At 71.3% G+C, this 12,230-nt stretch carries 7 protein-coding genes; 1 reads left to right on the top strand and 6 read right to left on the bottom strand.

The window, feature by feature from the left end; genetic code table 11:
- Positions 1-76: 76 nt before the first annotated feature.
- The 5 genes from ffh to nsdA all read right to left on the bottom strand — a co-directional run bounded on the left by ffh (position 77) and on the right by nsdA (position 8,765).
- Positions 77-1,627: a signal recognition particle protein gene (gene ffh / locus ACZ53K_RS28970; protein WP_468842056.1), complete on the bottom strand. Its 1,551-nt coding sequence runs from the start codon at positions 1,625-1,627 to the stop codon at positions 77-79.
- A 417-nt stretch (positions 1,628-2,044) separates the two neighbouring features.
- Entirely contained in the window at positions 2,045-4,744 is a 2,700-nt protein-coding gene (locus ACZ53K_RS28965; RefSeq protein WP_468842121.1) for a [protein-PII] uridylyltransferase, read from the bottom strand.
- Between the two features lie 269 nt (positions 4,745-5,013).
- Positions 5,014-5,352 carry a P-II family nitrogen regulator gene (locus tag ACZ53K_RS28960; RefSeq protein WP_468842054.1) on the bottom strand — a complete coding sequence of 113 codons (339 nt, stop codon included), beginning with the start codon at positions 5,350-5,352 and terminating at the stop codon, positions 5,014-5,016.
- A complete protein-coding gene (locus tag ACZ53K_RS28955) occupies positions 5,349-6,827 on the bottom strand; it encodes an ammonium transporter (RefSeq protein WP_468842051.1) in 1,479 nt (492 codons plus the stop codon). Before ACZ53K_RS28955 ends, ACZ53K_RS28960 begins: the two co-directional genes overlap by 4 nt.
- Positions 6,828-7,289: 462 nt before the next feature.
- Positions 7,290-8,765: a transcriptional repressor NsdA gene (gene nsdA, locus ACZ53K_RS28950; protein WP_468842049.1), complete on the bottom strand. Its 1,476-nt coding sequence runs from the start codon at positions 8,763-8,765 to the stop codon at positions 7,290-7,292.
- 991 nt (positions 8,766-9,756) lie between these two features.
- On the opposite strand from nsdA, the gene ACZ53K_RS28945 reads away from it, so the two are divergent.
- Entirely contained in the window at positions 9,757-10,425 is a 669-nt protein-coding gene (locus ACZ53K_RS28945; protein ID WP_468842046.1) for a bifunctional DNA primase/polymerase, read from the top strand.
- 195 nt (positions 10,426-10,620) lie between these two features.
- Here the strand turns inward: ACZ53K_RS28945 and ftsY are convergent, their stop codons facing one another.
- Positions 10,621-11,847, bottom strand: a complete 1,227-nt coding sequence (gene ftsY / locus ACZ53K_RS28940) for a signal recognition particle-docking protein FtsY (RefSeq protein WP_468842044.1) — start codon at positions 11,845-11,847, stop codon at positions 10,621-10,623.
- Positions 11,848-12,230 lie beyond the last annotated feature (383 nt).

Genomic DNA, 12,230 nt, shown 5'->3' with positions numbered 1-12,230 from the left:
CGCGGGCCTGGGGGCGGCACGGGCCGCCCGGGGGCCACGGCAGGCGCCGGCCCATGAACTACCAACCCATGAACTGCTAGCCCATGAACTTCTTGAACTCGTCGGGAAGTTCAAAGTTCTTCGCGTCATCGCCCTGCGGCAGGCCCAGCGGGTTGCCGGACTGGGCGGCCTCGCGGCGGGCGGCTGCGGCCTCTTCCTCGGCCTTCCGCTTCATGGGGTTGCCGCTCTTGCGCTTGCCCTTGGCCTGCTTCTGCTGCTTCTTCTTCTTGGCGCCGCCGCCACCCATGCCCGGCATGCCAGGCATTCCCGGCATGCCGCCGCCCTGGGCCATCTTCGACATCATCTTGCGGGCCTCGAAGAACCGCTCGACGAGGTTCTTGACCGCGCTGACGTCGACACCGGAGCCCTTGGCGATACGGGCGCGGCGCGAGCCGTTGATGATCGTCGGCTCCTGGCGCTCGGCCGGCGTCATCGACTTGATGATCGCGGCCGTACGGTCGACCTCGCGCTCGTCGAGGTTGTTGATCTGCTCCTTCATCTGCCCCATGCCCGGCAGCATCCCGAGGAGCTTGGAGATGGAGCCCATCTTGCGGACCTGCTCCATCTGGGCCAGGAAGTCGTCGAGCGTGAAGTCCTTGCCCTTGCTGCTCGCCAGCTTGGAGGCCATCTTCTCGGCCTCTTGCTGGCTGAAGGTCTGCTCGGCCTTCTCGATCAGCGTGAGCATGTCGCCCATGCCCAGGATGCGGGACGCCATGCGGTCCGGGTGGAAGGCGTCGAAGTCGTCCAGCTTCTCGCCGTTGGAGGCGAACATGATCTGCTTGCCGGTGACGTGCGCGATGGAGAGCGCGGCACCACCGCGGGCGTCGCCGTCCAGCTTGGAGAGCACCACGCCGTCGAAGCCGACGCCGTCGCGGAACGCCTCGGCGGTGTTGACCGCGTCCTGGCCGATCATCGCGTCGACGACGAAGAGGACCTCGTCCGGCTTGACCGCGTCGCGGATGTCCGCGGCCTGCTGCATCAGTTCCTGGTCGATGCCGAGGCGGCCGGCGGTGTCGACGATGACCACGTCGTGCTGCTTGGAGCGAGCGAACTCGATCGAGTCCTGAGCGACCTTGACCGGGTCGCCGACGCCGTTGCCCGGCTCGGGCGCGAAGATGGCGACATCGGCCCGCTCGGCGACGACCGAGAGCTGGTTGACGGCGTTGGGGCGCTGCAGGTCACAGGCGACCAGCAGCGGCGCGTGGCCCTGCTGCTTGAGCCAGTTGCCGAGCTTTCCGGCGAGGGTGGTCTTACCGGCACCCTGCAGACCGGCCAGCATGATGACGGTCGGCGGGTTCTTGGCGAAACGCAGCCGACGGGTCTCGCCGCCGAGGATGCCGACGAGCTCCTCGTTGACGATCTTGATGACCTGCTGGGCGGGGTTCAGCGCCTGGGAGACCTCGACGCCGGTCGCCCGCTCCTTGACCTGCTTGATGAAGGCCCGGACGACGGGCAGCGCGACGTCGGCCTCCAGCAGGGCGATACGGATCTCGCGCGCCGTGGCGTCGATGTCCGCCTCGCTCAAGCGGCCTTTGCCCCGGAGGTTTTTGAAAGTACTCGCCAAGCGGTCGGAAAGCGTATCGAACACGGCGGTCGTCGATCCTCGGGGTCGGGGGCAGGGTCAAGTCGGCTTCTAGGGTATCCGCACAGGCAAGCAACGTGTCCCTGCCCGCCGGGATGGACCGCCGGGGCGGAGCTCCGGACGGCCGGGGGCACGGTGCGCAACCGGCTCGGGCGCCTGCTGCGCGCCCCGTCCCCACCGTCTCACGGAGGTGCGGGGGCCGGGCAGCCCGTGCCGCCTTCGAGGACGGTTCGGCGCTCGGGGACGTTCCGGTTCGTGGCGCTCCTGTGCACCCGCCTCGGGCCTGTGACGTCGTTGTTCGTAGCGGCGCCGGCTCCACAGCGCGGCTTCCCGGCCCCGGGCGTCGGCCGGGCCGCGAGTCCCGCTTCCGCCGCGAAAGCCGTCCCGCCGTTGGAGGCGGCCCGGGCCAGGTGGCCGATGCGGCTACTTCAAGGCGTTCTCCACCGCCTGTGCCACCTCGACGGCCACCGCATCCGGCAGGGGCTCGCCCTTCTCGTCCGTGACGTAGAACGCATCCACCGCGTTCGCTCCCAGCGTGCTCACGTGGGCGCTGCGTACGGTGACCCGCGCGGCCTCCAGGGCGCGGCCGATCCGGTGCAGCAGGCCCTGGGCGTCCTGGGCCCGCACCTCGATCACGGTGGCCAGCTGCGAGGTCCCAGGGGCGACCGTCACCCGGGGCGGCGGGGCCTGCACCCCGCGCGATCGGTATGCGTACGCCTGCTCGCGCTCCGCCAGCCGGGCCGGCACGTCCAGCGAACCATCCAGGGCCCGTACGAGGTCCGCGCGGAGCCGTACGGTCTGCGGAAGCGAGCCGTATTCGGCGGCCACCCGCCAGCTCAGCAGCAGCACCGGCCCCTCGCCGAGGGGGTCGATGCTGCGCAGATCGGCGGCGCGGACGGTCAGGCGGTGCATGGCCAGGACGCCGGCCGCGGCGGGCAGCACACCGGGCTGTTCCGGTACGGCCATCAGCAGCTCGACGCCCACGGGCTCCGGCTCGGGAACGACGTCCGCATCCGTCCCCGCGACCGGGTCCGGTCCCGTACGGGCGGACCCGGAGGCGGAGTCCGTTTCGCCGTGGCCCTCCGCGCGGGTGTGCAGGGCGAGCACCGGGCCGCCGGTGCGCCACGCCTCGGCGGCCAAGCGCTCCTGTTCGGCGCTCGGCTCGTCCGCCGTCCGCCCCGATGGCGCGGCCTCCCCCGCCAGCCGCGCCGTGACACGTTTCACCAGGTCGGCGACGAGCGATCCGCGCCAGGCGCTCCAGGCAGCGGGGCCGGTCGCCAAGGCGTCGGCCTCGGTGAGGGCGTGCAGCAGTTCCAGCGTCCCGATACCGCCCACCGTGTCCGCGACCGCGTCGACCGTCGCCGGATCGTCCAGATCCCGCCGGGTGGCCGTCTCGATGAGCAGCAGGTGATGCCGTACGAGTGTGGCGATCACCGTCACGTCCCGCGCGTCGAAGCCGATCCGGGCCGCCATGTCCCGGGCGATGGTCTCGCCGGAGACGGAGTGGTCACCGGGCCAGCCCTTGCCGATGTCGTGCAGCAGGGCCGCGACCAGCAGCAGGTCCGGGCGGTGCACGCGGCGGGTGAGGGCCGAGGCGCGGACGGCCGTCTCGATCAGGTGCCGGTCGACGGTCCAGCGGTGCACGGCGTTGCGCTGCGGACGGCAGCGCACCCGCTCCCAGTCGGGCAGCAGCCAGGTGATGATCCCCTCCGCCTCCAGGGCCTCCCACACGGGTACGGTCCGGTCGCCCGCGCCCAGCAGCGTGACCAGCTGTTCCCGCGCCTCGGCCGGCCACGGCACGGGCAGGGGCCGGGTGGTGGCGGCCGTACGCAGCCGACGCACGGCGTGCAGGGACAGCGGCAGTCCGGCCTGCGCGGCGGCGGCAGCGGCGCGCAGGGGAAGCACCGGATCGCGGTCCGGCCGCGCCGTCCGGGCCAGCACGGCTTCGCCGTCCAGCTCGACGACGCCCTCGGCGAGCGGAGTCCGTTCGCCTCGCCCCGGTCCACCGTCTCCCGCCACACGGCCCCTCAGCAGGTTGCGCAGTACGGGTCGTACGGACCGGGAGCGCAGGACCCGCCCGACTTCGCGCCAGGTGACGTCACTCGCGTACGAGATGGTGCGCGCAGATTCGTACACCTGTCGCAGCAGTACGTCCGCGTCCAGTACGCCGAGTGCATCGGCCACCTGGTCCTGTTCCTGGAGGGAGAGCCGGTCGGTGGTACGGCCGGTCGTCAGGTGCAGTGCGTCGCGTACGTCCAGCAGGCGGGTACGGGCGGCCTCCAGCCCTTCGCGCGGCGCGTCGGCCAGCCAGGAGGCGGCGACCGCCCGCAGTGCGGTGGCGTCGCGCAGCCCGCCCCTCGCCTCCTTGAGGTCCGGCTCCAGAAGATACTGCAACTCGCCCTGACGCACCGCACGTTCACGGCACAACTCGTGGAGTTCGGGCAGGCGTTTGGGGGCTTGTTCGCGCCAGTCGGCCAGCGCGGTGCCGCGCAGGGCGCCCGTCAGTTCCGGGTCGCCGGCCAGGTGGCGGGCGTCCAGGAGACCGAGCTGGACCTTGAGGTCCTCACGAGCGGCCTTGCGCGCCTCGGCGGGTGTCCGTACCGAATGGTCCAGGGCGAGGCCCTCGTCCCAGACCGGATACCAGAGCCGGTCGGCGAGTGCGGCCACCGTGCGGGCACCGGCTTTGCCGTCGTGGAGCAGGAGCAGGTCCAGGTCGCTGCGGGGGGAGTGTTCGGCGCGTCCATAGCCGCCGACGGCGACGAGGGCGATGCCGGGCCCGGCGGCGGGCCCGGTGTCCGCGCCTGCTGGGGCATCGGCGCCGACACCGGCTTCGGCTGCCGCTCGCTCGAACAGGGTGGCCAGCCAGCCGTCGGTGAGGCGTGCGAGGGCGGTCCGGCGCGCGGGGCCGTCCAGGCCCGTGTCTTGCAGGAGCCGCAGCCGGTCCGCGGCGTAGTGGCCTCCGGCAGCGGAGGGCGGGGATGGTTCCTCCGGAGTGTCCGGGGTGTCCGCGGCTCCCGTACGGGCAGCGGTCGCAGCGGTCGCATCCGCCGCCCGGTTCGCGGAAGCGGAAGCGGTTGTCCCGGCCGCCTCCGCCGGTCCGCCGTCCTCCGGCGTATTCCTCATGCCCTCGGTCAACTCAGGTGCTCCTTGGTCATGTCGGCCCCCGGGTACCGGCTCTTGCAAGGCCCCGCCCTCACGCTCCGTCGCATGCGTTTGCGTGTGCGTATGTGGAGGGTTCGGCCGCGTCGCTTGTGGGGGTGGTGGCTTTGCGCCGTTGCCGCACCGCGGCGGTTACAGCCCCGGGTCCGCTTCCCCTTCAGGAGGGCGCAGGGCCGGGACCGGAAGTCGCGGCCGGACCGTCCGTTCCGCCACCCACACCCCGCACCCCACACCTACAACGCGTCCGGCCCTCGCTCCCCCGTCCGCACGCGGACCGCCTCCTCGACCGGGAGGCTCCAGACCTTGCCGTCGCCGATCTTGCCGGTGCGGGCCGCCTTCACCACGAGGTCGATCAGCTCCGCGGCGTCCGCGTCGTCCACGAGCACCTCGATACGGACCTTCGGCACCAGGTCGACGGTGTACTCCGCTCCCCGGTACACCTCCGTGTGCCCGCGCTGCCTGCCGTATCCGCTGGCCTCGGTGACGGTCAGGCCGTGTACGCCGAAGGACTGCAGGGCCTCCTTCACCTCGTCGAGCCGGTACGGCTTGATCACTGCCGTGATGAGCTTCACGCGTCCACCCTCTTCTCACTACCGGAAGCCGGGGCCGAGCCCTGGCCCTTCCCCTGGCTCTTCCCCTGGCCCTTCGACTGATCCTTTCCGCGGACCTTGCCCTGGCCCTTTTCCCGGGACGGGTCGCCACCGAGGGCCGGTCCGGCGGCCGAGGCCGCCCCCGTCCCCATGCCCGCTCCCGTGCGCGCCACCACGCCCCCGCCCGTGCCGCCGAAGTCGTACGCCGTCTCCGCGTGCGCGGCCTGGTCGACGCCCGCGACCTCCTCGTCCTCGGAGATCCGGAAGCCCATCAGCAGGTCGATGGCCTTGGCGAGAAGGAAGGAGACGACCAGGGAGTACAGCAGCACGCAGACGACGCCCACGGCCTGCTTGCCCAGTTGCTCCAAGCCGCCGCCGTAGAAGAGGCCCTTGGCGTCGCTCTGTACGCCGCCGGTCGCGAACAGGCCGACCAGCAGGGACCCGGCGATGCCGCCGACGAGGTGAACCCCGACCACGTCCAGGGAGTCGTCGTAGCCGAACCGGTACTTCAGGCCGACCGCCATCGCGCACAGCACACCGGCGATGACGCCCACCGCGATGGCGCCCAGCGGGCTGACCGCGCCACACGCCGGGGTGATCGCGACCAGTCCGGCGACCGCGCCGGAGGCCGCGCCCAGAGTGGTGAAGGAGCCGTGCCGGATCTTCTCGTACGCGAGCCAGCCGAGCATCGCGGCGGCCGTGGCGACCTGGGTGTTGACGAAGGCGACCGCGCCCACCCCGTCGTCGTTGTTCAGCCAGGAGCCCGCGTTGAAGCCGAACCAGCCGAACCACAGCAGCCCGGCGCCGAGCATCACCAGCGGCAGGCTGTGCGGCCGCATCGGATCCTTCTTGAAGCCGATGCGCTTGCCGACGACGAAGATCACGCCGAGGGCCGCGGCGCCCGCGTTGATGTGGACGGCCGTACCGCCGGCGAAGTCGATGACCCCCAGGTCGAAGAGCCAGCCGCCCTCGGCCCACACCCAGTGCGCGACGGGGAAGTAGACGATGGTGGCCCACAGGGCGATGAACAGCGCCCAGGCCGTGAACTTCACCCGGTCCGCGAGGGCGCCGCTGATCAGCGCGGGAGTGATCACCGCGAACATCAGCTGGAAGACCGCGAAGACATAGACCGGGATGGTGGTGGTGCCCCACAGTTCGGTCAGGCCGATGCCGCTGAGCCCGGCGAAATCACCGGTCCATCCGAGGAAGCCGCCGCTGTCCTGGCCGAAGGCGAGCCCGAAGCCGTACAGGACCCACAGGACGGTGACGATCCCCAGGCTGATGAAGCTCATCATCAGCATGTTGAGCACGCTCTTGACCCGGACCATGCCGCCGTAGAAAAAGGCGAGTCCGGGGGTCATGAGCATCACCAGAGCGGTGCAGATCAGCATGAAGCCGGTGTTGGCCGGGCTCAGGGTGGCCTCGTCTGCCGCGAGCGTCATGATGCCTGGGGGCATCGGCGTCTCCTGTCGTCGATGCGGCCCGTGCGGGCGTGGTTCCGGGTGGGCCGACTTTCGCCACGAGGTTGTCGCAGCACCGTTTCGGCCATGACCCGTCGGTGTTTCCCCGCGGTGACGAAGCCCTCGTCAGTGTTACGCCCCTATGAACTCCGAGATCGGCCCGCCACGCCCGGCGCACCCCCGTAACCCACCGAAACGACCACGCCCGCACCGTCCCGTCCCGGCCCGCACCCGCCTGGGCCACCCCCACCGGTCCCCGACCCCCACCCCCACTCCACCCACACAGCCGACCGCGGCTGTCACCCGTATGACCTGGCGTGGGGGAGCCGAGTCGAGCTGTACGGGGTGACGGGCCGCGGCCGGGGACTGTGGAAGTACAAGGGGGGATGCGGGGAGGGGCAGGAATTGCGAGTAGATATGTGGGAGGTGCGGTCAGGACAGACGCGTCAGGGTGTGCGGTCAGACGGCCTCCGCGCCGGATTCCGGCAGTTGCTGGGCCAGCTCGTCGCTGAGCTGGATCACCTCGGCGACGCCTTCGAAGTTCCGCGCCGCCGTGTCCACCGTCTTGCGCAGCCGGGTGTTGACCCGCTCCGAGCGGACCTTCTTCGCCAGCGGTATGGCCTGGTGCGCCAGGACGGCACCCTGCTCCGGCTCCTTCTGGAGCAGGTGCACCGTCGCCATGCCGATCAGGTTGAGGGCGTAGGAACGCTGGTGCTCCATGTCCTGTGCGAAGAGTTCGACCGCACGCTGCATCACGGGGTTGGCGAGGGAGGCGTACGTCGGGCTGCGTCCGGCCACGTAGGCGAGGTCGCGGTAGGAGTGGGCGTTCTCCGCGTTCAGCTCGGCCTCCGAGAAGAAGCGGATCCAGTCCGGCTCGGGTTCGCCGGGCGCCACGTCGCCGAAGGTGTCCTCGGCCATCCGTACGGCGCGTTTGACCTTGCTCGGCTGGCCCATGCTGGCGTACGCCCGCGCCTCCATCGCATACAACATCGCCTGTGTACGGGGGGTAGCCGATTCGCGGCTGCCGTACTGCGCGAGGTGGATGAGTTCCAGCGCGTCGTCCGGGCGGTCGAGGTGGATCATCTGGCGGCTCATGCTGGAGAGGATGTACGAGCCCAGCGGGCGGTCACCGGCCTCCTTGGAGGCGTGCAGGGCGAGCACGAAGTACTTCTGCGCGGTGGGCTGCAGACCGATGTCGTAGCTCATCCAGCCGGCCAGTTCGGCCAGTTCGGCGGCGACCTTGAACAGCCGTTTGGATACCTCTTCGCTCTGCGGCTCCTGCAGGAGGTCGGTGACCTCGTGGAGCTGGCCGACCACCGCTTTGCGGCGCAGTCCGCCACCGCACTGGGCGTCCCACTGGCGGAACATGGCGGTGGTCGACTCCAGCAGGTCCAGTTCCGGTTTGGACAGCCGGTTGGAGCGCCTTGCCCGCTCCTGGGACGCCTGCTGGGCGGCGGACGCCTGGCCCGGGGAGACCGGCACCAGCCAGCGCTGCATCGGCTCGATGAGGGCGGGCCCGGCGGCCAGCGCCAGGGAGGTGCCCAGGAAGCCGCGGCGCGCCAGCATCAGGTCGCTGCGGGAGAACTCGCTGATCAGGGAGACGGTCTGCGGGCCGGCCCAGGGCAGGTCGACGCCGGAGACGGACGGGGACTGGTGCGCGGAACGCAGGCCGAGGTCCTCGATACCGACCACACACCCGAACCGCTCCGAGAACAGCTCGGAGAGGATGCGCGGGATGGGCTCGCGCGGCTGCTCGCCGTCGAGCCAGCGCCGTACGCGCGAGGTGTCGGTGCTGATGTGGTGCGCGCCCATCTGGCGTGCGCGCCGGTTGACCTGTCGTGCCAGCTCGCCCTTCGACCAGCCGCTGCGCACGAACCATGAGCCCAACGGTTCGTTGGGGCGCTTGTCAGCGCCGGTGCCGCCACTGCCGCCCACTGGAACGCCCCCATTCCGATTGCTGCCTTGCTTCACTGCGCCGCGCCATCGCTTCGCATCGCCGCTCTTCGCCGCTTCCGAGTTTCTTTTCCATACGTCCGCTACATACGGTCCGGACCGCCCCGGTGCCTCACTGCGCCAGCGCGGTATTCCTGCCGCGGCCGTCTGCCCCGCCGGTGCGGTACGAGGTGTGCCGCTCCGCCGGTGCCCGGCCGCGCCGTGGTCGCTGCGGCCTCCTGCTGCCGCGGCGCCCGTTTCGTGGTGCTGATGCTGTTCGGGTCCCGCTTCTTCTTGCCGGTCCCGCGGGTCTGTTTGTCCTACGGGTTGCGCCAGTACGTCCGTGTCCGCCGGTGCTTCGGTTTCGGTACTTCGCGTTCTGCTGCCGCCGCTTCTCTTCGCGTCCGCTTCTCTTCGCGTCGGCCGTTCTTCGCGTCCGCCGTCCTTCGTCGCCGCTTTCCGCGTCGGCACCGCGCCGCGGTGTACGGCATGGTGCCTGTCGCGCACCGGGCCGCCGCACCGCTCCGCACGGCCATCCTGCCGCTGTGCGTCGCGGCCGTGCCCCGTGAACCTCCCACAGGATGCCGTCTGTTGCGGCGACCGGTACGGGGTGGACCTACCCGACCACGGAATCCAGCCAACCCGATTCGGGAGGGTTCACCCGCCGGTGCGTTGCCTCCGGCATACCCACGCCCGCGGCGCTTCGCCCCAGGACGTGCACCGAAAGTAATCCTACGATCACGCCCCCGGCGAGGGCGATCCGCTAAACGCCACCATTCGCCACCCCTTTGAATGAACTCCCCAGCCGGTCCTCGCGATTGACTTGACACAGGTCGAGAGGAGACGGATGGAAAGGAGTGCGCGAAGGCGCGCGCCACGCGCCGCACCACCCCACCACACCCCGACGCACCACGGAATCCGCCCCCTCCTGACGGAGCGTCACGCACGTGCTTCGGCACGTAACCACTGGCACGCATCACCCGTTGGAGGAGGCATGGGCTTCACGATCGGCGGCATCCGCGACATCCGATCCGGTTCACGGCGTCGCGCCCGCTCGACCGAGGGCACGGCGGTGGCGGAGTACACGGGGCTGTGGGGCTGGGACGTGGTGCCCGGCGCACGCGCGGCTCGCGGCGGGAACGGACATACGGTCTGCTCGTGCGGCGCGGACGACTGCGCCTCCCCCGGCGCCCACCCGCTGGCCTTCACGGACGGGCTGGCGGCCGGCGCGACGCTCGAAGAAGCCGCCGACGCGTGGGCCAGGACGCCCGGCGCGGCCGTCCTGCTCCCGGTGGGCCGTTCCTTCGACATCCTCGAAGTGCCGGAGGCGGCGGGACGCACCGCGCTGGTACGGCTGGAGCGGATGGGCCTGCCGCTCGGCCCGGTGGCCGCCACGCCTTCGGGCCGCGCCCTGTTCTTCGTGGCGCCCGGGGCCGCCGCCGATCTGCCCGGGCTGCTCTACCGGATGGGCTGGGACGACGCCGCCCTCGACCTGTGCTCACGCGGCCCCGGCGACCACGTCACGGCCCCGCCGTCCGATCTCGGCGGACTCGGGCCCATGCGGTGGCTGCGGCCGCCCACCCTGGACACGGCGGGGCGGCCACCGCAGGCGCGGCTGCTGCTGGGCACGCTCGCGTACGTATGCCATCGGTCGGCCGCGTAGCCGGACGCGAGGACGGGACTCCGCCCCACTCCCCCGCACATCAGGCACCGGCTCCCCCACCGGCCCCACTTCTCACCCGCGCACCCGCCCCACGCAGCAAAAAGCCCCGCAGCGCATCCCTCTCGCTGCGGGGCTTCTCGATCCGGACCGTGCCCGTAAGACCATCTGTGCGTCCCCAACGCGTCCTGGTCGGTCCTAGTCGCCGATCAGGGCGTCCACGAACGCCTCCGGCTCGAACGGCGCCAGGTCGTCCGCGCCCTCGCCGAGGCCGACGAGCTTGACCGGGACGCCCAGCTCGCGCTGGACCGCGACGATGATGCCGCCCTTGGCCGTGCCGTCCAGCTTGGTGAGCACGACGCCGGTGATGTCCACGACCTCCGCGAACACCCGGGCCTGCACCAGACCGTTCTGTCCGGTGGTGGCGTCCAGGACGAGGAGGACCTCGCCGACCGGGCCGTGCTTCTCCACGACGCGCTTGACCTTGCCCAGCTCGTCCATCAGGCCGGTCTTGGTGTGCAGCCGGCCTGCGGTGTCGATGAGGACCACGTCGGCGCCCTCGGCGATACCTTCCTTCACCGCGTCGAAGGCGATCGAGGCCGGGTCACCGCCCTCCGGGCCGCGGACCGTGCGGGCGCCGACCCGCTCGCCCCAGGTCTGGAGCTGGTCGGCGGCGGCGGCGCGGAAGGTGTCGGCGGCGCCCAGGACGACCGACTTGCCGTCGGCGACCAGCACGCGGGCCAGCTTGCCGGTGGTGGTGGTCTTGCCGGTGCCGTTGACGCCGACGACCATGACGACGCCGGGGATCTCCTGGCCGTCCTTGCCCAGGGCGTTGTCGGTGGCGACCGCGCGGTCCTGGTCCGTACCGATCAGTTTGAGCAGTTCCTCGCGCAGCAGGCCGCGCAGTTCGTCGGGGGTACGGGTGCCGAGCACCTTCACGCGCTCACGCAGCCGCTCGACCAGCTCCTGCGTGGGCGCGACGCCCACGTCGGCGGTGAGCAGGGTGTCCTCGATCTCCTCCCAGGTGTCCTCGTCGAGGTGCTCGCGGGAGAGCAGCGTGAGCAGGCCCTTGCCCAGCGAGTTCTGGGAGCGGGAGAGGCGGGCGCGCAGCCGCACGAGCCGGCCGGCGGTCGGCTCCGGGACCTCGACCTCGGGGGAGGCGGGGGCCGTCGGCTCTTCGACCGGCTCCTCGACGGGCGCCTCGGCCGGCGGCAGGTCGACTTCTTCTATGGTGCGACGGGCTTCGTCGCGGGGGGTCTCGGCGTCCTCACCGACCTGCGGCTCCGCAGGGGGCGCGGTGACGGACGGGGTGGTCGGCGGGGCCGGCGGCAGCTGCTGCTTCTTCCTGCGGCTGCTGACGACGAGCCCGCTGATCGCGCCGAGCGCGACCACAGCGATGACTACAGCAAGGATGACGATTTCCATAACCCACCCAGTATCGGTCACACGCTGCCGTGCGGGACCGCACACGCCGAACCTGGACTTCGACTGTCCGGATTCACCCCGCCGTGGGGCCGTTCATCGACCGGTGGAGGAAATGTCCGGACATCACGTAACAGCGTCAGGGATGTGGACCCACCGACGCATGCAGGCCACTCGGCGCCGCCCGACTGCCTCACACCCGCGCCCCCGCGCCACGCGCGCCGCACGGATTCGACGCGTGGGCCAGCCGCCGAAAGCGCCGGGCCCGATCTTCGGCCACGCCGTCTGACCTGCGCCTGAGCCAACCGCGCGGGAGGCCCCGACGAATCCGGGGGCCTCTGGTGGTCGTCGTTGGACACAACAAGGCGTATGAACCGAAGTTGGAT

The organism is Streptomyces sp. NPDC033221 (assembly GCF_055577005.1).
Note: the sequence above shows the minus strand (reverse complement) of the source record. Positions and strands in the feature narration are given on the sequence as shown.